19 protein-coding genes and 1 pseudogene are annotated in these 20,410 nt (G+C 70.9%); 11 read left to right on the forward strand and 9 right to left on the reverse strand.

Going from position 1 to position 20,410, the window contains the following annotated elements; genetic code table 11:
* Nucleotides 1-33: 33 nt before the first annotated feature.
* Together OG780_RS29915 and OG780_RS29920 are read left to right on the forward strand one after the other, a co-directional pair.
* Nucleotides 34-987 carry an ROK family glucokinase gene (locus OG780_RS29915; protein WP_037623263.1) on the forward strand — a complete coding sequence of 318 codons (954 nt, stop codon included), beginning with the start codon at nt 34-36 and terminating at the stop codon, nt 985-987.
* Between the two features lie 351 nt (nt 988-1,338).
* Entirely contained in the window at nt 1,339-2,103 is a 765-nt protein-coding gene (locus OG780_RS29920) for an endonuclease/exonuclease/phosphatase family protein (protein ID WP_328453347.1), read from the forward strand.
* Between the two features lie 75 nt (nt 2,104-2,178).
* On the opposite strand, the gene OG780_RS29925 is transcribed toward OG780_RS29920, so the two are convergent.
* Both OG780_RS29925 and OG780_RS29930 read right to left on the reverse strand, forming a co-directional pair.
* Nucleotides 2,179-2,796, reverse strand: a complete 618-nt coding sequence (locus OG780_RS29925; RefSeq protein ID WP_443062338.1) for a hypothetical protein — start codon at nt 2,794-2,796, stop codon at nt 2,179-2,181.
* Nucleotides 2,797-2,965: 169 nt separating this feature from the next.
* A complete protein-coding gene (locus OG780_RS29930; protein ID WP_328453351.1) occupies nt 2,966-3,775 on the reverse strand; it encodes an alpha/beta hydrolase in 810 nt (269 codons plus the stop codon).
* A gap of 160 nt (nt 3,776-3,935) precedes the next feature.
* Here OG780_RS29930 and OG780_RS29935 point away from each other — a divergent pair.
* The 5 genes and pseudogenes from OG780_RS29935 to OG780_RS29955 all read left to right on the forward strand — a co-directional run.
* Nucleotides 3,936-4,721, forward strand: a pseudogene (locus OG780_RS29935) (lysophospholipid acyltransferase family protein); the annotation flags it as partial.
* 228 nt (nt 4,722-4,949) lie between these two features.
* The gene (macS, locus tag OG780_RS29940) at nt 4,950-6,173 is read left to right on the forward strand and encodes a MacS family sensor histidine kinase (protein WP_328453353.1); all 1,224 of its coding nucleotides are present in this window, start codon (nt 4,950-4,952) and stop codon (nt 6,171-6,173) included.
* Nucleotides 6,174-6,246: 73 nt separating this feature from the next.
* A complete protein-coding gene (locus OG780_RS29945) occupies nt 6,247-6,894 on the forward strand; it encodes a response regulator transcription factor (RefSeq protein WP_328458478.1) in 648 nt (215 codons plus the stop codon).
* A 141-nt stretch (nt 6,895-7,035) separates the two neighbouring features.
* Nucleotides 7,036-8,064 (forward strand): 6-phosphofructokinase, encoded by a 1,029-nt coding sequence (locus OG780_RS29950; protein WP_326788267.1) that lies wholly within the window; start codon nt 7,036-7,038, stop codon nt 8,062-8,064.
* Nucleotides 8,065-8,143: 79 nt separating this feature from the next.
* Nucleotides 8,144-9,139, forward strand: coding sequence for a 2-hydroxyacid dehydrogenase (locus OG780_RS29955; RefSeq protein ID WP_328453355.1), 996 nt, complete (start codon nt 8,144-8,146; stop codon nt 9,137-9,139).
* Here OG780_RS29955 and OG780_RS29960 read toward each other — a convergent pair.
* On the reverse strand, nt 9,091-10,992 hold the full coding sequence (locus OG780_RS29960) for an anthranilate synthase family protein (RefSeq protein ID WP_328453357.1): 1,902 nt from the start codon (nt 10,990-10,992) through the stop codon (nt 9,091-9,093). The two genes, OG780_RS29955 and OG780_RS29960, sit on opposite strands and share 49 nt — an antisense overlap.
* Before the next feature lie 108 nt (nt 10,993-11,100).
* Nucleotides 11,101-11,157, reverse strand: coding sequence for a trp operon leader peptide (locus OG780_RS44700; RefSeq protein WP_101392327.1), 57 nt, complete (start codon nt 11,155-11,157; stop codon nt 11,101-11,103).
* A 125-nt stretch (nt 11,158-11,282) separates the two neighbouring features.
* Between OG780_RS44700 and OG780_RS29965 the strand changes: the two genes are divergently transcribed.
* The 3 genes from OG780_RS29965 to OG780_RS29975 all read left to right on the forward strand — a co-directional run bounded on the left by OG780_RS29965 (nt 11,283) and on the right by OG780_RS29975 (nt 14,428).
* Nucleotides 11,283-12,500: a glycoside hydrolase domain-containing protein gene (locus OG780_RS29965; protein WP_328453359.1), complete on the forward strand. Its 1,218-nt coding sequence runs from the start codon at nt 11,283-11,285 to the stop codon at nt 12,498-12,500.
* A gap of 127 nt (nt 12,501-12,627) precedes the next feature.
* A complete protein-coding gene (locus OG780_RS29970; RefSeq protein WP_328453361.1) occupies nt 12,628-13,980 on the forward strand; it encodes a class II 3-deoxy-7-phosphoheptulonate synthase in 1,353 nt (450 codons plus the stop codon).
* 160 nt (nt 13,981-14,140) lie between these two features.
* Entirely contained in the window at nt 14,141-14,428 is a 288-nt protein-coding gene (locus tag OG780_RS29975) for a (2Fe-2S)-binding protein (protein ID WP_328458480.1), read from the forward strand.
* A 27-nt stretch (nt 14,429-14,455) separates the two neighbouring features.
* Here the strand turns inward: OG780_RS29975 and bfr are convergent, their stop codons facing one another.
* Nucleotides 14,456-14,935, reverse strand: a complete 480-nt coding sequence (gene bfr / locus OG780_RS29980; RefSeq protein ID WP_326788272.1) for a bacterioferritin — start codon at nt 14,933-14,935, stop codon at nt 14,456-14,458.
* A 155-nt stretch (nt 14,936-15,090) separates the two neighbouring features.
* On the opposite strand from bfr, the gene OG780_RS29985 reads away from it, so the two are divergent.
* Nucleotides 15,091-15,723 (forward strand): sulfite oxidase-like oxidoreductase, encoded by a 633-nt coding sequence (locus OG780_RS29985; protein WP_326788273.1) that lies wholly within the window; start codon nt 15,091-15,093, stop codon nt 15,721-15,723.
* A 51-nt stretch (nt 15,724-15,774) separates the two neighbouring features.
* On the opposite strand, the gene OG780_RS29990 is transcribed toward OG780_RS29985, so the two are convergent.
* From OG780_RS29990 to OG780_RS30005, 4 genes are all read right to left on the reverse strand, one after another.
* A complete protein-coding gene (locus tag OG780_RS29990) occupies nt 15,775-16,293 on the reverse strand; it encodes a DUF4396 domain-containing protein (RefSeq protein WP_328453364.1) in 519 nt (172 codons plus the stop codon).
* 105 nt (nt 16,294-16,398) lie between these two features.
* A complete protein-coding gene (locus OG780_RS29995; RefSeq protein ID WP_328453366.1) occupies nt 16,399-17,268 on the reverse strand; it encodes a deoxyribonuclease IV in 870 nt (289 codons plus the stop codon).
* A 151-nt stretch (nt 17,269-17,419) separates the two neighbouring features.
* Complete coding sequence (gene pknB, locus OG780_RS30000) at nt 17,420-19,360, reverse strand: Stk1 family PASTA domain-containing Ser/Thr kinase (RefSeq protein ID WP_328453368.1); 1,941 nt, start codon at nt 19,358-19,360, stop codon at nt 17,420-17,422.
* 255 nt (nt 19,361-19,615) lie between these two features.
* Entirely contained in the window at nt 19,616-20,410 is a 795-nt protein-coding gene (locus OG780_RS30005) for a thiazole synthase (RefSeq protein WP_326788276.1), read from the reverse strand.

A 20,410-nucleotide genomic window follows, 5' to 3' on the forward strand; every position in this document is an offset into this window, starting at 1 on the left:
CCGTAGCGGGGCTCGACCGAAACTGAGGGATTCATGGGACTCACCATCGGCGTCGATATCGGCGGCACGAAGATCGCGGCCGGTGTGGTCGACGAGGAAGGCAATATCCTCTCGACGCACAAGGTGCCGACCCCCACCACGCCGCAGGCCATCGTGGACGCCATCGCCTCGGCCGTGGAGGGCGCGCGCGCCGGTCACGACATCGTCGGTGTCGGCATCGGTGCCGCCGGATATGTGAACCGCCAGCGCTCGACGGTCTACTTCGCGCCGAACATCGACTGGCGCAACGAACCGCTCAAGGCCGAGGTCGAGCGGCGTGTGGGCCTCCCGGTCGTCGTGGAGAACGACGCGAACGCGGCCGCCTGGGGCGAATACAAGTTCGGGGCGGGCAAGGGCCACCGCAACGTCATCTGCATCACCCTGGGCACCGGCCTCGGCGGCGGCATCATCATCGGCAACAAGCTGCGCCGCGGCCACTTCGGCGTGGCCGCCGAGTTCGGCCACATCCGGATGGTGCCGGACGGACTGCTGTGCGGCTGCGGCTCGCAGGGCTGCTGGGAGCAGTACGCCTCCGGGCGTGCCCTCGTCCGTTACGCCAAGCAGCGGGCCAACGCGACCCCGGAGGCGGCGGAGGTCCTCCTGGGCCTCGGCGACGGCACCCCCGACGGCATCGAGGGCAAGCACATCTCCATGGCCGCCCGGCAGGGCGACCACGTGGCGGTGGACTCCTATCGCGAGCTGGCCCGCTGGGCCGGCGCGGGTCTGGCCGACCTCGCCTCGCTCTTCGACCCGTCCGCCTTCATCGTCGGCGGCGGCCTCTCGGACGAGGGCGAGCTGGTCCTCGACCCGATCCGCAAGTCGTACAAGCGCTGGCTGGTCGGCGGCAACTGGCGCCCGGTCGCCGATGTGATCGCCGCCCAGCTGGGCAACAAGGCGGGTCTCGTCGGAGCGGCGGACCTGGCCCGGGAGCCCGACCCGATCATGTAGGTCCCGCACATCTCGCACGGCAGCGCCCGCCGCACCCTCACAGGACGGCGGGCGCCGCCGTGTCCGCCCCATCCCCGGGAGGCGTCGGCCGCCATATCCCCCGGGAGGCCCCCGAGAGGCGTAGCCCCGCGCCCGCCGTATCCCCCGGGGAGGAGTCGGGCTGCCGCGCCCGCCCGACTCCACGGGACCAGCGGGGCGCCTCCGTATCCCCCGTCCCGGCGTCCGCCTCACCCGATCGAGGGGTCTCTCGGCGCGTCAGGAGCACCGCTCCACCGGCCCGGCGCCCCCTGCGGGCGAGCCATGTGGTTCTTCGGCCCTTCCGGCGGGCTCCCGGCGCGTATCTTGATCGCCATGCCGACCAGCTCCTCCGCCAGTCCGCTGCCCGCGTCCCGCACCGAATCCGACGGTTCGGCCGTCATCCGCGTGCTCAGCTACAACATCCGCTCGATGCGCGACGACACCGCCGCGCTCGCCCGGGTGATCAGTGCCTGCTCACCGGACCTCGTACTGGTCCAGGAGGCGCCGCGGTTCTTCCGCTGGCGCAAGAAGCTCGCGCGTCTCGCCGCCGCCTCCGGCCTCGTCATCCTGTCCGGAGGCGCCACCGCCTCCGGGCCCGCGCTGCTGTGCACCCTGCGGGCCACCGTGGAGCGCACCGAGGACGTCCTGCTCCCGCTCACCCCGGGACTGCACCGGCGGGGCTTCGCCACGGCGGTCGTGCGGTTCGGCGGAGCCCGGCTCGGCGTGCTGAGCTGCCATCTGTCGCTCCAGAAGGACGAGCGTTACGAGCAGAGCGGCCTGCTCCTCGACCGTCTCGCCGGTCTCGGCACCCCGCACGCCGTCGCGGGCGGCGACCTCAACGAACGCCCGACAGGACCGACGTTCCGCCGTCTGGCGGGCGTGCTCCAGGACGGCTGGGCGACCCGTCCCTGGGGCGGGGAGCACACCTGGACGTTCGCGGGACCCGACCGGCGCATCGACGCCGTCTTCGCCACGCCCGGCATCGAGGTCCTCGGCTGCGGGGTGCCGCTCGGTCTGTCCGGCGTGAGCGAGGACGACCTGAGGGCGGCCACGGACCATCTGCCCGTACTGGCCGCCCTCAGAGTGCCCGCGTCCTGAGCGCGGCTCGGATCACCCCGTCCTGGGGACGGGCCGGAACCTCCCGCCGCACCCGGGGCCGAGGCGGGGCCGTGGTCAGACGACCGCGCCGCGTCCCGGGTCGCCGTGGTCCTCGTCGTCGTCCTTCATGCGCGTCACCAGGGTGGCGAAGCCGCCGAGGAAACCGCCGATGCCGAGGGTGGTGAGCCACCAGGTCATGTCCCAGCCGAACAGGACGGCCAGCAGAAGCAGCGCGGGGCCGCCGAGTACGCCGAGCCAGGCGAACTTGGCGGTCGTGTCCGCGGCGGGCAGCGGAGGCGGCTCGGGCGGAACGAAGTGGCCCTCGTCGTCCTCGTCGAAGTCGCCCTCGGACGGCTCGGGCGCGCGGTAGTCCCGCGGGCCGCCGACACCGGGCGCGAAGGCGATCGAGCTGCCGAGCGGCTTGACGACGGAGGGCAGGTCGCCGGGGGAGGGCAGGTCGCCCGTGGAGGCCTCCGGCTCGGACCCGGCTCCCGGAGCCGGGGCGTCGTCGCCCTCGTCGCCCCCGGCGCTCGCTGAGTTCCCGCCACCGGTTCCGGAGTCGGTGTCCGGCCCGGGCTCGGGGAGTGCCAGGTCCTCGATCGACCGGAACGGCCGTGAGCCGGGCGGGTCCGGCGGCTCCTCGCCGTATCCCTCGACGATCGACTTCCAGGCGGCTTCCTCGTCGAACGGCACGCTCTGCTCGTCGTCGGAGGACTCCCCGCGGGCATCACCTGGCGATTCCTCGAGCCGGTCCCCGGCGGACTCGGTGAGCGCGTCGCCGAGGCCCTCGCCGCGAGCCCCGTCGAGCGGCTCGCCGACGGGTACGCCCTTCTCCTCCGGATCGCCGCGGTCCGCGTCGTGCTCAGCCACCGGCTGCCGTCCCTTCCTGTGGGCCCATCCGACCGGCGTCGGCCTCCTTGCCGGCACCGGGCGCGAGCCGGGTGACGAAGGAGTGGCTCTCCTCGAAGATCCGGTCCGCGTCCAGGTCCAACGTCGCGACGTGGTAGCTCTGTTCCAGCACGATCTCCGTCACGTCCGTGGAGGACACCCGGCCGAGGATGCGCGCCGAGTCGGCGGGGGAGACCACATGGTCCTGGAGGCTGTGCAGCAGCAGGAGCGGCTGGGTGACCTGCGGCAGTTCCGCGTCCACGACCCCGCACAGCAGGCGCATCGAATGCGCGGCGTGCAGCGGCACCCGGCCGTAGCCGATCTCCTCGGAGCCCTCCTTGGCGATGTCGCTCGCGATGCCCTTCGTCGAGGGGACCAGGTGGCGCAGGACCGGCAGGAGACGGGCGGCGGCACCGTGCACCTTGTTCAGCGGGTTGACGACCACGATGCCGTCGATGTCGTCGCCGTGCCTGGCCGCGAGCCGCAGGGCCAGCGCGCCGCCCATCGACAACCCGAAGACGAAGACCCGCGAGCACCTCTCGCGCAGCGCGCGCAGCTCGCGGTCGACCTCCGCGTACCAGTCCTGCCAGCCGGTGACCTGCATGTCCTCCCAGCGCGTGCCGTGCCCGGGGAGCAGGGGCAGCGCGACGGTCAGACCGCGCTCGGCGAGGTACTCCGCCCAGGGGCGCAGCGACTGAGGGGAGCCGGTGAAACCGTGGCAGAGAAGGACGCCTACCTCTCCGCCTTCGTGGCGGAACGGCTCGGCTCCAGGAAGGACCGGCACCTCGGTCTCCTGTTCATGAGTTGGGGCGGAAAACGACTCCGGGTGTGCTTCACCGTACGCGACCGTACTGACACCGACCAGGGTCGTCGGGTCCTTTGACGGTGCTCCGGGTTAAGGTCTGATCCACGACACAGGAGGCACGCGGGTGATCTACGGCGCAATGAAGTTTTCCATCGGAGGGCCACTGAAGCTCGCCTTCAGACCCTGGGTGGAAGGCCTCGAGAACATCCCCGCCGAGGGCCCGGCCATTCTGGCGAGCAATCATCTGTCGTTCTCGGACTCGTTCTTCCTGCCGGCGATCCTTGAACGCAAGGTGACCTTCATCGCGAAGGCCGAGTACTTCACGACCCCGGGCATCAAGGGCCGGATGACGGCCGCCTTCTTCAAGGGCGTCGGCCAGCTCCCGGTGGACCGGTCCGGCGCGCGCGGCGCGGGCGAGGCGGCCATCAAGAGCGGCATAGAGGTGATCGAGCGCGGTGAGCTGTTCGGCATCTACCCGGAGGGCACGCGCTCGCCCGACGGGCGCCTCTACCGCGGCAAGCCCGGCGGTCTCGCGCGCGTGGCCCTCGCCACCGGCGCACCCGTCATCCCGGTGGCGATGATCGACACCGAGAAGATCCAGCCTCCGGGCAAGCTGATGCCCAAGCTGATGCGTCCGGGCATCCGCATCGGCAAGCCCCTGGACTTCAGCCGCTACAGCGGCATGGAGCACGACCGGTTCGTGCTCCGCGCGGTGACCGACGAGGTCATGTACGAAATCATGAAGCTGTCCGGCCAGGAGTACGTCGACATGTACGCGACGGCCGCCAAGCGGCAGATCGCGGAGGCGGCGAAGGCGGAGAAGGACGCCGAGAAGGCGGCCAGGGCGGCACTCGCCCAGGCCGAGAAGCAGGCGGCCAGGGAACAGGCCGAGAAGCAGGCGGAGGAACAGGCCGAAGCGCAGGCCGAGAAGCAGACGGAAGCGCAGACCGAAGCGCTGAGCGAAGCACAGGCTGAAGGACAGGCCGAAAACCAGGCCGAGGAGCAGGCCAAGGACCCGGCCGGGGAACAAGGCGGGGAACAGGCCGGTCCGTCGGACGGTCCGGGGGACGAGGGGGAAGCCGAGCCGACCGACAGGCAACGGTCCGGCTCCCAGGAGCGTCCGTAGGGACGTCGGCAGTCGGGGGTGGGGGACATGGCCAGGCGCGAGAGAGTCATGAGGATGTCGGTCGAGCAGCCGCTGTGGCGTGCGCTGAGCGGCTACCGGGTGCTGACCGTGCTGTACGCGATCGGGCTCTTCGCCACCACGTACGACAAGTTCGCCCGCCCGTGGGTGGCCGTCACGTTCTTCGCCTTCCTGCTCGTCTGGACGCTGGCCACGCTGCCGAGAGTCGCCGGCGCGGCCAACTGCACCAAGCGGTTCCTCGTCGCCGACCTCACCGTCGCGCTCGCCGGGATCCTGCTCACCCGTGTCGCCGACTCCGCCGCGCGCATCGACGCGGGCGGCCCGACGCTGCCGTCGATATGGACGGCGGGTGCCGTCCTGGCCTTCGCGATCAAGGGCGGCTGGCGGTGGGCGGCCTTCGCCTCCACACTCGTCGCCGCGGCCAACCTCGTCGAGCGCGGCGCCCCGGCCCGGGACACCGTGCACAACGTGATCCTCGTCTGGGTCGCCTCCATCGCCATCGGCTACGTCGTCGAGGTGGCCCGCGCCTCCGAGCGCACCCTCGCCCGCGCCCTGGAGATCGAGGCGGCCACCCGCGAACGCGAGCGACTCGCCCGGGACATCCACGACGGTGTGCTCCAGGTCCTCGCCATGGTGCAGCGGCGCGGCAGCGCGCTCGGCGGCGAGGCCGCGGAGCTCGGCCGGATGGCCGGCGAGCAGGAGGCCGCGCTGCGCACGCTGGTGTCGGGCGGCATGGTGCCCGTCTCACGGGTGTCGGAGGACGCCGCGCTCGGCGCGCTGGTCCGCGCCGTCGACGAACCCGACGACACGGACCCCGAGGCTCCGCTCGACCTGCGCGCCCTGCTCGCCCCGTACGCCACCGCGCGCGTGACCCTCTCCGAGCCCGGCGCGCCGGTGCCGCTCGGGCCGCCCGCAGCGCGGGAGGTGGCCGCGGCCGTGGGTGCCGCCCTGGACAACGTCCGTCAGCACGTGGGCGAGGACGCCCGCGCCTGGATCCTGGTCGAGGACGAACCGGACGCCGTGATCGTGACGGTGCGCGACGACGGCCCCGGCATCCCCGAGGGGCGCCTGGCGCAGGCCGAGGGCGAGGGGCGGCTCGGAGTGGCGCTGTCGATCCGCGGCAGGCTGCGCGAGCTGGGCGGCACGGCGGAGCTGATCTCCGTCCCGGGACAGGGCACCGAGGTCGAGCTGAAGGTACCGAAGGACACGCGGGGGAAGGCGAAGACGCGATGACGAAGGCGACGGTAGGGCGATGACGGGCGGGACTGCGGCGCAGCCGCGGGCGGAGGAGAGCCGCATCAGGGTCATGGTGGTGGACGACCACCCCATGTGGCGTGACGCCGTGGCCCGTGACCTGGCGGCCGCCGGGTTCGACGTGGTCGCGACCGCCGGCGACGGCGAACAGGCCGTGCGCCGCGCGCTGGCGGTGGCACCCGACGTGCTCGTCCTCGATCTGAACCTGCCCGCCAAGCCCGGTGTCCAGGTCTGCAAGGAGCTGGTCGGCGCCGATCAGTCCCTGCGCGTCCTGGTCCTGTCGGCCAGCGGCGAGCACGCCGACGTGCTGGAGGCGGTGAAGTCCGGCGCGACCGGCTACCTCCTGAAGTCGGCGTCCGCGGAGGAGCTGACCGAGGCGGTGCGCCGGACCGCCGCCGGTGACCCGGTGTTCACACCCGGCCTCGCGGGACTGGTCCTCGGCGAGTACCGCCGGCTGGCCTCGGAACCCGTCCCGGCCACGGGCGCCGACGAGCCGAGGGCCCCGCAGCTGACCGACCGTGAGACGGAGGTGCTGCGCCTGGTCGCCAAGGGCCTGAGCTACAAGCAGATCGCGGAGCGCCTGGTCATCTCCCACCGAACCGTCCAGAACCATGTGCAGAACACCCTGGGCAAGCTCCAGTTGCACAACCGGGTCGAGCTGGTCCGCTACGCCATAGAGCGCGGACTGGACGAGGCCTGACCGCCACAGATGCCGTCTTTCGGGTGATCTATTGATCAACTGGCCGACAATTCACCGGAACAGCCCTTCCGCACCATGCCGAAGTGACCTGGATCACTATTAGCGTGAGTCCGACAGCCAACCGTGGCGAAGGGACTTTCCATGCGGGTCGGAGTACTGACCGGAGGCGGCGACTGCCCCGGGCTCAACGCCGTCATCCGGGGCATCGTCCGCAAGGGCGTGCAGGAGTACGGCTATGACTTCGTCGGCTACCGGGACGGCTGGCGGGGGCCGCTCGAAGGCGACACCGTACGGCTCGACATCCCGGCCGTGCGCGGGATCCTGCCGCGCGGCGGCACCATCCTCGGATCCTCGCGCACCAACCCCCTCAAGCAGGAGAACGGCATCCGCCGGATCAAGGAGAACCTCGTCAAGCAGGAGGTCGAGGCGCTCATCGCGATCGGCGGCGAGGACACCCTGGGCGTCGCCGCGCGACTCGGCGACGAGTACGGCATCAACGTCGTCGGCGTACCGAAGACCATCGACAACGACCTCTCCGCCACCGACTACACCTTCGGTTTCGACACGGCGGTCAACATCGCGACCGAGGCCATCGACCGCCTGCACACCACCGCCGAATCGCACATGCGCGTCCTCGTCTGCGAGGTGATGGGCCGCCACGCGGGCTGGATCGCCCTCCACTCGGGCCTGGCCGGCGGCGCGAACGTCATCCTCATCCCCGAGCAGCGCTTCGACGTGGACCAGGTCTGCGCCTGGGTGACCTCGCGCTTCAAGGCCTCGTACGCGCCGATCGTCGTCGTCGCCGAGGGCGCCATGCCCAAGGACGGCGACATGGTCCTCAAGGACGGCAGCCTGGACTCCTTCGGGCATGTCCGGCTCTCCGGTGTCGGCGAGTGGCTGGCCAAGGAGATCGAGCGGCGCACCGGCAAGGAGGCCCGCACCACGGTCCTCGGGCATGTCCAGCGAGGCGGGACGCCCAGCGCCTTCGACCGCTGGCTCGCCACCCGCTTCGGGCTGCACGCCATCGAGGCGGTCCGCGACGGCGACTTCGGCAAGATGGTGGCGCTGCGCGGCACCGACATCGTCCGTGTCCCGATCGCGGAGGCCACCGCCAGGCTGAAGACGGTCGACCCCGGCCTGTACGAGGAGGTCGGGGTGTTCTTCGGCTGAGGCGGCACCCCGCCCGTGCCTGAGCGGCGCCGGGGTACGGGCCGTATATTCGGCCCGTACCCCAGCACGGGAGAGACCGGTGGAGATCCTGGCGTTCGGCGTCCAGTCCGACGAGAAGCCCCTGATCGAGAAGGCCTTCGAGGGACGCCACGAGGTCCGCTGCCTCGACGTCTTCCTCAGTGAGGACACCGCACCCATCGCCACCGGCTACGAGGCCGTGTCCACCAGCGTCAACTGCGCCCTGGGACACCGCGTTCTGCAGACCCTGGCGGCCGGCGGCACGCAGTTGGTCGCCCAGCGCTCCACCGGGTTCAACAACATCGACCTCGACGTCGCCGAGCGCCTCGGGATGACGGTCGCCCGGGTCTCGTCCTACTCGCCCTACTCCGTCGCCGAGTTCGCCTGGACCCTCGGCCTGGCCGTCAACCGCCGTATCGTGCGCGCGTCCAACCGCACCCGCGACTTCGACTTCCGTCTCGAAGGGCTGATGGGCCGTGACATGCACGGCCGCACCGCGGGAGTCGTCGGTACCGGGAAGATCGGCGAGGTCTTCGCCCGGATCGCCCACGGTTTCGGCATGAAGCTGCTCGGCTGGGACATCGCCGAGAACCCGGCGTGCGTCGCACTCGGCATGACGTACGTCTCCAAGGAGCGCCTTCTCGCCGAGTCCGACCTCGTCACCCTGCACGTCCCGCTGATGCCGGGGACCCAGCACCTCATCGACGCCGACGCCCTGCGCATGATGAAGGACGACGCGATCCTGGTGAACTCCAGCCGCGGCGGCCTGATCGACAGCCAGGCCCTCGTCGCCCAGTTGCGCGAGGGCCGCTTCACGGGTGTCGGCCTCGACGTGTACGAGGCGGAGGCCGGACTGTTCTTCCTCGACAAGTCCCTCGAAACCGTCGAGGACGACACCCTGGCCCGCCTGGTCACCTTCCCGAACGTCCTGGTCACCTCGCACCAGGCCTACTACACCCGTGACGCGGTCGGCCAGATCGTCGACGCCACCGCCGCCAACGTCCTCGACTACACCGAGGGCCGCCGCTCGGAGAACGTGCTCGTGCCGCGCAGCTGACCCGTCAGCTCCCGTACGACGGCCGCGCCGTTGAGCGTCAGCACCGACTCCGGGTGGAACTGCACGCCCGCGAAGCCGGGACCTCGCAGCGCGTGCACCTCGCCGTTGGCGGCCCGGCTGACCTCGACGCCGTGCGCCGACAGCTCCGCCTGCGTCTCGTCGTCGCAGTGCGCCACGAAGCTGTTGTAGAAGCCGACGGTCTCGGGCCGCCCGAAGAGGTCCACACGCGTCTGCGCGCCCTGGTAGGGCACGTCCTTGCGGACGATGTCCAGCCCCAGCTCGACCGCGATCAGCTCGTGGCCGAGGCAGACACCGAGGACGCCGTGCCGGTGCTCACGCAGCACCTCGGCGGTCAGGCCGCGCAGGAAGCGCATCTTGGGGTCCGCCGCGTCGCGGGGATCGCCGGGACCCGGGCCGAGGACCACCGGCCCCTCGTGCGCGAGGACGATCTCGCGCAGCCCCGGTTCGTCGTACCGGCGCACCGTCACATCGAGCCCGGACGAGCGCAGGACATGCGCGAGCATCGCGGTGAAGGTGTCCTCGGCGTCCACGACCAGCGCGTGCCCGGCGAGCTCCTGGGACCGCTCCTGCATCCGCAGCCAGAACGGCGCCAGCGAGGCCCGCCGCCCGTCCAGCGACGCCCGCACCCGCGGATCGTCGCCCAGCCCCGGCCGGGCGCCGTCCGGGCGCGGCCGGCCGGGCCGCACCCCGAGTGCCGCCAGGACCCCCGCCGCCTTGGCGTGCGTCTCGGCGACCTCGCCCGCCGGATCCGATCCCCGTACGAGGGTGGCGCCGACCGGCACCCGCAGCCGGCCGTCCGCGTCGATGTCGGCCGTGCGGATGAGGATCGGGGAGTCGAGGGTCTGCGCCCCGGGCCCGCCGTCCGGCCCGTCCTCCCGCTGCCGCCCGACCAGCGCCAGCGCCCCCGCGTAGTAGCCGCGCCCGCCCACCTCGTGACGCTCGATGACCCGGCAGGCGTTCTGCACGGGCGAGCCGGTGACGGTCGCCGCGAACATGGTCTCCCGCAGCACGTCCCGCACGTCCAGCGAGGAGCGGCCCCGCAACTCGTACTCGGTGTGCGCGAGATGGGCCATCTCCTTGAGCCGCGGCCCGATCACCACCCCGCCCATGTCCCCGACCGTGCACATCATCTTGAGCTCCTCGTCGACGACCATCGAGAGCTCCTCGATCTCCTTGCCGTCGGCGAGGAACGCGAGCAGGTCCTCGGGCGTCGGCCCCCCGGCCGGGTAGCGGTACGTCCCGCTGATCGGGTTCATCACGACCGTCCCGGCGGACATCCGCACGTGCACCTCCGGGCTCGCCCCGACCAGCGTCCGCTCCCCGGTGTGCACGACGAACGTCCAGTACGCGCCCCGCTCGCCGACCAGCAGCCGGCGGAACAGCGCCAGGGCGTCGGCCCGTCCGAACCCCGGGATCCGGCCCTCGTACGTCCGCCGGATCACGAAGTTGGCGCCCTCGCCGCGCCCGATCTCCTCCCGCAGCACCCGCTCGACGATCCCGGAGTACTCCTCGTCACCGACGTCGAAGCCGCCGCCCTCGACCCGTACGTCGTGCGCCGGCAGCTGGGCCAGCGCCCGCGCGAGCGGCAGTTCGTGGCGTTCCTCGGGGGTGAGCACCGCGAGCGGGGTGCCGTCGTCGCGGACGTCGAAGCCGCGCTCCCTGATCTGCCGGAACGGGATCAGCGCGAGTCCTTCGTCGGGGATGTCGGCGAGGCGCTCCACCTCGCGCACCGGTCCCAGCAGCAGTTCGACCACGTCGTGGTCGCGGCCGGGAGTGCGGCGGCGCAGCAGGGCGAAGGGACGGGGATCGTCCAGCAGGTCGAGCAGATTCATCGGTGCGGTCCTTCTCTCGAATCGTGCATCTCGGAGAGGAACGGCCCGGGTCCGCAAACACCGAAGGCCGCCCTCGGGCGGCCTTCGCGAAGTCGTGTCTACGCGCAGTCAGTGGGCCGCCGGATGAGCGGTCCACCACCAGTTCTGGTTCGAATGCGCGAACATGCGCCGCACCTTACCCGACGGTGAGGGGCGGGCAACAGCGTGAAACGGTCCCGCGGGGCGTTCCGACCGTCCGGTCACCGGCCATGGATGGCCAGACAGACCGAACGCACCGAGAAACGAGAACCATGCACGCAGTCCGTTCGTCCCAGCCCCGCCGGAAGGGCGCCCGCACCCTGACCGTGCTCCTCGCGGCGGCGGCCCTCGCCGCCGGGCCGCTCGTCCCCGCGAGCTCCGCCCCGCGCACGGGCGACGCCGAGGACCTCACCCAGGTCGCCTACCGCGGCTACATCTTCACCGTCCCCGACTCCTGGCGGATCGTGGACCTGAAGAAACATCCCGACACCTGTGTCCGCTTCGACCGGCACGCCGTCTATCTCGGCACCCCCGGCACCGACCAGAACTGCCCGGCCAGGGCCAGCGGCCGTACCGAGGCGCTGCTGGTCCAGCCCGCCCCCGTGGCCCCCAGGGCCGTCACGGAGAACCCGACGGCCCGCACCTACCGGGCCACCGCCGACCGCATCGCCGTCACCGCGGCCTACGGATACGACCGCGCGCGCATCCAGGACGTCCTGAGCAGCGCCGGACTGCCTGTCGCCGCCGCCCGGCGCGAGGAACCCGCGCAGCAGCGCGCGGTGGCCCCGCTGCCGAAGGACGCGACCTCCTTCCGTGGCGAGGGCTTCGACGCCTGCACCGCCCCGAGCCAGTCGGCGATGGACGCCTGGCGCGACGACTCCCCGTACGGTGCCATCGGTGTCTACATCGGCGGTCTCAACCGCGCCTGCGCCCAGCAGCACCTGACCGCCGACTGGGTGCGGACGCAGTACACACGCGGCTGGCGGTTCTTCCCGCTGTACGTCGGCCGGCAGCCCTCCTCCGACGGCGGCAGCTGCGGAGGCGGCTGCGCGGCCATCACCAGCCCGGTGTCGCAGGGCACCGCGGGCGCCGACGACGCCGTCAAGCAGGCGGCCGCGCTGGGCTTCGGCAAGGGCACGGTGCTCTATCTCGACCTGGAGCACTACGAGCCCGGAGGCAAGGTCACCGACTCGGTGCTCGCCTACCTCCAGGCGTACACCGTGCGCCTGCACGCACTCGGCTACCGCTCCGGCGCGTACGGCAACACCTCGTCCCTGGTGTCCGACCTGATCGCCAACAAGAGCCGCGTCACCCTGCCCGACGTGATCCACTTCGCCCGCTGGAACCGGGTGTCGAGCACGTCGGACTCCTCGATCCCCTCGACGCTGTGGAACAAGCACCAGCGCGTCCACCAGTACGTGGGCGACACGACCGAGACCCACGGCGGTGTACGGATCTCCATCGACCGTGACCGGCTCGACGTGGACTAGGCACCGGCCGTCTTCTCTCCGGGCGGCCGCCGTACGGCCGCCCGGGGAGTCGTCGATCGAGCGCGGTTCGTCTCACTTGATGGGCATGTGGATGGGACGCCCGACACGACCCCGTAATGTTGTCCGGGTGACCGTGAACGCTAAGTCCAGCGCGAGCGCTGGCAACACCTGGCGAGACCTGCCCGCGGCGCAGCAGCCCGAGTACCCCGATGCCGAGGCTCTGCGCGATGTGATCGCGGAGCTCGCGTCGTATCCGCCGCTCGTCTTCGCGGGCGAGTGCGACCAGCTGCGCGCCCGGATGGCGTCCGTCGCCAAGGGAGAGGCGTTCCTTCTCCAGGGCGGCGACTGCGCCGAGGCCTTCGACGCCGTGTCGGCGGACCACATCCGCAACAAGCTCAAGACGCTGCTCCAGATGGGCGCCGTCCTCACGTACGCCGCCTCGGTACCGGTGGTGAAGGTCGGCCGGATCGCCGGTCAGTACTCCAAGCCCCGCTCCAAGGGCACCGAGACCCGCGACGGCGTGACCCTGCCGACGTACCGGGGCGACTCGGTCAACGGCTTCGACTTCAACGAGAAGGCCCGCATCCCGGACCCCGAGCGCCTGAAGCGGATGTACAACGCGTCCGCCTCCACGCTCAACCTGGTGCGCGCCTTCACCACCGGCGGCTACGCCGACCTGCGCCAGGTGCACGCCTGGAACCAGGACTTCGTGAAGTCGTCCCCGTCCGGCCAGCGCTACGAGCAGCTCGCGCGTGAGATCGACAACGCGATGAACTTCATGCGGGCCTGCGGCACCGACCCGGAGGAGTTCAAGACCGTCGAGTTCTACGCCTCCCACGAGGCGCTGCTCCTCGACTACGAGTCGGCGCTGACCCGCGTCGACTCGCGCACGGGCCACCTGTACGACGTCTCGGGCCACATGGTGTGGATCGGCGAGCGCACCCGCCAGCTCGACGGGGCGCACATCGAGTTCGCGTCGAAGATCCGCAACCCGATCGGGATCAAGCTGGGCCCGACGACGACGGCCGAGGAGGCGCTGCAGTACATCGAGCGCCTCGACCCGGACCGTGAGCCGGGCCGTCTCACCTTCATCGTGCGGATGGGCGCGGACAAGGTCCGCGACAAGCTGCCCGAGCTGGTCGAGAAGGTCACCGCCTCCGGTGCGACCGTGGCCTGGGTGACCGACCCGATGCACGGCAACACCTTCGAGGCCGCCTCGGGCCACAAGACCCGCCGCTTCGACGACGTGCTCGACGAGGTCAAGGGCTTCTTCGAGGTCCACAAGGGTCTCGGGACCCACCCGGGCGGTATCCACGTCGAGCTCACCGGTGACGACGTCACCGAGTGCGTGGGCGGCGGCGACGAGATCTTCGTCGACGATCTGCACCAGCGCTACGAGACGGCCTGCGACCCCCGCCTGAACCGCAGCCAGTCCCTTGACCTGGCCTTCCTCGTCGCCGAGATGTACCGCGACCAGTAGGAGATCAACAGGCGTCACGCCTGTTACAGGCACCTGAAGTGGGGCGCGGATCACATACGATCCGCGCCCCACGCCACTTTTGTGGTTCCTGTGTGACGGGTAAGGTTAGGTTAGCCTCACCGATCATCGGGACGGCGTGACCCAACGATTCCGGCGGGAGGTGAACCGGGTGTACGTCTGCAGTTGCTTCGGGATCACCGAACAGCAGGTGAAGAAGCACGCGGCGGACGGCGCGTGCACTCCTCGGCAGATAGCCTCGGCCTCCAAGGCGGGCACGGACTGTGGTTCGTGCGTACGCCGGATCCAGGCGCTGCTGGGCAGGGGCTCGTGTCCGCGCCGTGAGCTGGCCGACCAGGGCATGCCGGTGCTCTCCGAGGTCCTCGCGGAGGCCGGGGCCGATCAGCGCGAGGCCGTCGAGTACGGGACCGCGGGGCGCGAGGCCGCCTAGCCCTGAGGCCGGCCGGCCCGAAGCCGCCTAGCTCTCCGGCTGCTCGATGAGCTGCGCGAGGTAGAGCGCCTCGCCGAGCTTCTCGACCAGTTCCAGCTGGGTGTCCAGGTAGTCGATGTGGTGCTCCTCGTCCTCGAGGATCGACTCGAAGATGTTCGCGGACGTGATGTCGCCCTTCGTGCGCATCACCTCGATCCCGCGCTTGAGGCGGTCGATCGCCTCGACCTCCACCTGCCGGTCGGCCTGGAACATCTCGGTGACGGTCTGCCCCACCCGGACATGGAAGAGCCGCTGGTAGTTCGGCAGTCCGTCCAGGAAGAGAATGCGGTCGGTGAGGACCTCCGCGTGCTTCATCTCGTCGAACGACTCGTGCCGGGTGTACTTCGCGAGCTTGGTCCAGCCGAAGTTCTCCTGCATCTTCGCGTGCAGGAAGTACTGGTTGATCGCGGTCAGCTCACCGGTCAGCTGCTCGTTGAGGAATTCGATGACCTCGGGGTCGCCCTGCATCGCAGAGGCTCCTTCCATGCGGGGGACTGGGCAGATTGCGCCGCATCTTTGCACCGGTGTCCGGGAGCGTCCAGTAAGTGCATGCTTACTCCGAGTTGCCCCGATCCTGGCCGTGCTGGTCATGGGCACTGTTCCGGGTCTGTCAGGATGGAGTCATGGGTCAGCCGGTGGAGCGCGAATCTGGAGAAACGGCACAGTCGGAGCTTCCGCCGGGACAGCGACTTCAGCGCGGCTGGCCGGTCACGCACTACGGTCCCGTACCCAAGTTCCGCCCCGAGCGCTGGGAGTTCCGGGTCTTCGGAGCCACCGCCGACGGCGGGAAGCAGTGCTGGACCCACGACGAGTTCACCGCCCTGCCGTACGCCTCCGTCGTGGCCGATCTGCACTGCGTCACGAAGTTCAGCATGCTGGGGGCCGAATGGGGGGGTGTCCCCGCCCGTACGATCCTGGAGATAGCCCCGCCCGCACCCACCGTCACCCATGTGATGGTGTGGGCCGAGTACGGGTTCAGCTCGAACCTGCGTCTCGCGGACTTCGCGTCCGAGCGCACCATCTTCGCCACCCACAAGGACGGCGAACTGCTGACGGCGGAGCACGGCTTCCCGCTGCGCCTGGTCGTCCCGCATCTGTATGCGTGGAAGGGGCCCAAGTGGGTGCGCGGCGTCGAGTACATGACCGCCGACCGCCGCGGCTTCTGGGAGGAGCGCGGCTACCACAACGTCGGTGACCCCTGGCGCGAGCAGCGGTACTCCTACCAGGAGGAACCCGGGGACGGTCCCGAGCTCTGAGCCCCTGGCCCGAGTGCCGGCGCGCGTCCCCGGTGCCGGTGTCCCGGCAGGTCAGTGGTGGTACCGGTGCACCACGGCGTGCCCCCTGCCCCGGCCGATCGTCCACTTGTTGACCGGGGTCGTGACCACGAAGGCCACCACGAGCGAGATCACCAGCGACCCCCAGAACAGCAGGTCGCCCAGCTGTGCGTCCATCGCGTCCGGCCACAGCACGATGACGCCGTTGTCGATCAGCTCCATCACCGCGATGGACAGCGTGTCCGCGGCCAGCGCCACCCGGAAGGCGGTGCGGAAGCCGACGCCCGCCCGGAGCACTCCGCGCAGGGTGAGCGCGTAGCCGAAGAAGAAGGCCAGCACGATCGCCAGGACCGTCGTCGGCAGGTTTCCCCACCCGAGCGCCGTGCCCACGACCATGCCCAGAACCTCGCCGATGGCACAGCCGGTGAGGCAGTGCAAGGTGGCCAGGGCGGCCATGGACCAGGTGGCCGTGGCCGGCCCGTGGTGGGCGTGGTGCGGGTCCACGTGCGTGTCCGTGTGTGCGGGCCTGTCCGCGTGTGCCTCGTGCCGCATGAGATCCCCCAATGTCGAGTCACGGCTCCTTCGCACCGAAGGAACCATATACCCCCCTGGGGTATTCCCGAGGTTGCGGGACCGGCTGTGGGACCGGTCGCGGGTCTATCCGTCGCGGAGCTTCTTCAGTCGCTCCACATCGGCCGCGTGCCCTTCCTTCCCGCCGGGGGTCTCGATGATCAGCGGGACGCCCTCCGTGGCGGGATGTGTCATCAGGGCGCGGAACGGGTCCTCCCCTATGTGGCCGGAGCCGATGTTCTCGTGGCGGTCCTTGTGCGCGCCGACCACATCCTTGGAGTCGTTGGCGTGGATCAGCTTCAGGCGCCCCTCGCCGACGGTGTCCACCAGCAGATCGAGGGTCTGGTGCATGCCGCTCGGCCCGGTCAGATCGTGGCCCGCCGCGAAGATGTGGCAGGTGTCGAGGCAGACGCCCAGCTTGGGGTGGGCGTCCAGGGCCTCGAAGTAGGGGCCGAAGTCCCAGGTGCGTGAGCAGAGGGAGGAACCCTGCCCGGCCGTGGACTCCAGCAGCAGGAACGGGTCGTCGTCATGGGTCAGTTCGTCCAGCAGCGGCAGCAGACGGTCGCGCACCTGCTTCAGGGCGACGGACCGCTCCCGGCCGCCGGTGGCGCTCCCGGTGTGCACGACCACGCCCAGGGCGCCGATCTCCCGTCCGCGCCGCAGCGAGTGCCGCAGCGACTCCACCGACTTCTCGACCGTCGCCTCGGTGTGTGAACCGAAGTTGATCAGGTACGGGGCGTGGACGTACGCGGGAATCGATCCGGCGGCGCACGCGGCGCGGAAGTCCTCGTCCTGCTTCGGGTTCCCGGCGGGCGTCGCCCAGCCACGCGGGTTGGCGACGAAGACCTGGACGGTCTCGGCCGCGAGGTCACGGGCGTAGGCCAGGCCGACGGAGTTGAGGCCGCCGGCCACGGGGACATGGCCGCCGACGGGGTTGCGGAGCTGCTTGCTGGTCACACCCGTCAGGGTGTCACGCGCCGTCGGGGACCCCGCGGGCGGACCCGTGGGGGACCCGTGAGCGGACCTGTACGCGGACTTCGCGGGGGAGCGGCCTCCGAGCGGCTGCCCGGTCGGAGGCCGTATGTCGCCGGCCCGGCGACGGATCGGCTCAGCGGATCTGGATCGTTATCGTCGAGCCCTTGGGCGCCGTGTCGCCGCCGTCCACCGACTGCTTCTTGACCGTGTCGCCGAAGAGCCCGAGCAGTCCGCGGTCCTCGTCGACCTGGAACCCGGCGTCCTCCAGCGCCTTCTTGGCGTCGTCCACGCTGTCGCCCACGACGTCCGGGACCTCCACCATCTCGGGGCCCTTGGAGAGGGTCAGCGTCACCGTGTCCCCCGTGGCGGCCTCACGGCCCGCGCGCGGCGTCTGCTGGGCGACCTGGCCCTTGTCGAACTCCGAGTTGACCCGCTCCGCGGCGATCTTCACCTTCAGGCCCGCGCCCTCCAGCTGCGCCGTGGCGTCCTCGACCGACGAGCCGGTCACGTCGGGCAGCTCCACCGGGGCGCCCTTGCTCACGACGATCGCGATCGCCGAGCCGGAGTGCCGCTCGGTGCCCGCCGCCGGATCCGTACCGATCACGAACCCCTTGAGCACGTCCTGGCTGAAATCGCGCGTGACCATGCCCGCGGCGAGCCCGTCGCCCTTGAGCACCTCTCTCGCCTTGAACAGGGCGAGGCCCTTGAGGTCCGGCACCTTCACCGTCTGGGGGCCGTCGGAGACGGTCAGGGTCACGGAGTCGTTGTCGCGGATGCGTTCGCCGACACCGGGGTCGGTGCTGATGACCGTGCCCCGCTTCACGGTGTCGCTGTAGGCGTGCTTGACCCGCTTGACGTCCAGCCCGGCACCCTGGAGCTGGGTCCTGGCCTGCTGCTCCGTCTTCGCCAGGACGGGCGGGACCTTGGTGAACTGGCCCGAGTTGATGTACCAGACACCGGCGCCGAGGCCGAGCACCAGCACGATCGCGGCGACGACCAGCATCATCCCGCGCCGCGGCCGCGTGCCCGGAACCTGCGGCGGCCCGACCGGCGCGGTGGTGAACGGGCTGCTCTGCTCGAACCGGCTGGTCCGGTCGAGGGCGTTGTCGTCCTCGTTCACGGGCAGCAGACGGGGGACGGACAGCGAGCGCGGGATCACGCTCGTACGGTCGTCGGCGTTGTCGTGGCCCACGGACAGCGCGCCCGGCGGGACCGCGTCGAGCTGCTCGGCGGTGAGACCGGCCCGGGCTTCGAGGACCTGGCCGAGCAGGGCCACCGCGTCGGCCGGGCGGACCTCGGGATTGCGGGCCGTGGCCGCGGTGACCAGCTCGTCCAGCGCGTACGCCATGCCCGGCACGGTGGCCGACGGAGGCGGCACGTCCTCGTGGAGGTGCTGGTAGAGCACCTGCGCGGGGGAGTCCGCGGTGTGCGGCTTGACGCCGGTGAGCATTTCGTAGAGGACGACTCCGCAGGCGTAGACGTCGACGCGGGTGTCGGAGGTGCCGTGCTCGATCTGCTCGGGGGCGAGGTACGACACGGTGCCGAGGACGGTGCCCGTCGTGCTGGTCACCGTGTCCACGGCGCGGACGAGACCGAAGTCCGCGACCTTGACCCGCCCGTCGTCCCCGATCAGGACGTTCTCCGGCTTCATGTCGCGGTGCACGAACCCGGCGCGGTGGGCCGCGCCGAGCGCGGCGAGCACCGGCTCCAGGATGTCGAGCGCGGCCCGGGGCTGGAGGGCGCCGCGCTCGCGCAGCACGTCGCGCAGGGTGCACCCGGCGATGTACTCCATGGCCAGATAGACGTACGACCCGTCCGTCCCCTGGTCGAAGACCTGCACCACATTGGGGTGCGCCAGCCGTGCCACCGACTTGGCCTCACGGATGAAGCGCTCGACGAACGAGACGTCCGCGGCCAGCGTCGGGTGCATCACCTTGAGCGCGAGCACGCGGTCCAGACGGGTGTCCAAGGCCCTGTAGACCGTGGCCATCCCGCCGACCGCGATCCGTGCGTCGACGCGATAGCGGCCGTCGAGCACGTGTCCGACAAGCGGGTCCTGAAGGGTCGTATCCACGCAGGTGAGTCTACGAGCCGCCACTGTCACGAGGTCCCGTTCGGCCGATACAGGGGCCCGACTGCAGCCGACCTGTGACGCGCATCGCATGTACGAATGTCTGTTCGTCGTCCAGATGTCCGATCATCGCCTGTCTGTCACCGCAAGGCCACAACGCGACAACCCGCACACCCGCCCGGCCGGAAATCGACATGGAAGCCGATGCAGAAGCCGACATGGAAACCGGCGCGGAGACCGACGACCGGCGGACCTCGGTCAGAACGCCGGGCGTTCGGGGTCCAGAGCCGCCATGCCCTCCACGGGAGAGGACGCCGTGGCGAAGTGCCTCCGGGGGATACGCCCTGCCCGCCGCGCCAGACGCCCCGCCTCCACCGCGTGCCGCATGGCCTCCGCCATCAGGACGGGCTCCTGAGCCCGCGTCACCGCCGAGGCCAGCATCACCCCCGCGCACCCCAGCTCCATCGCGAGCGCGGCGTCCGACGCCGTGCCCGCTCCCGCGTCCAGGATCACCGGCACGCGCGCGTGCTCGACGATCAGCTCGAAGTTGTGCGGGTTGCGGATGCCGAGCCCGGACCCGATGGGCGAGCCGAGCGGCATGATCGCCGCACAGCCGACGTCCTCCAGCTTCCGCGCCAGCACCGGGTCGTCGTTCGTGTAAGGCAGCACGGTGAAGCCGTCGTCGACCAGCGTCTCCGCCGCGTCGAGCAGCTCGATCGGATCGGGCAGCAGGGTCCGCTCGTCGGCGATGACCTCCAGCTTGACCAGATCGGTGCCCAGCGCCTCACGCGCCAGACGAGCCGTCAGCACGGCCTCGCCCGCGGTGTAGCAGCCGGCCGTGTTCGGCAGGACACGGATGTTCAGCCGGCCGAGCACCGACAGGACCGAGCCGTGCACCGACGCGTCCACGCGCCGCATCGCGACCGTCGTCAGCTCCGTGCCGGACGCCACCAGGGAGCGCTCCAGCACGTCGAGGCTGGGCGCGCCGCCCGTCCCCATGATCAGCCGGGACGCATAGGTCGTACCGCCGAGGACGAAGGGGTCGTCTGCCAT

The organism is Streptomyces sp. NBC_00386, from assembly GCF_036063235.1.
Classification (GTDB): Bacteria; Actinomycetota; Actinomycetes; order Streptomycetales; family Streptomycetaceae; genus Streptomyces.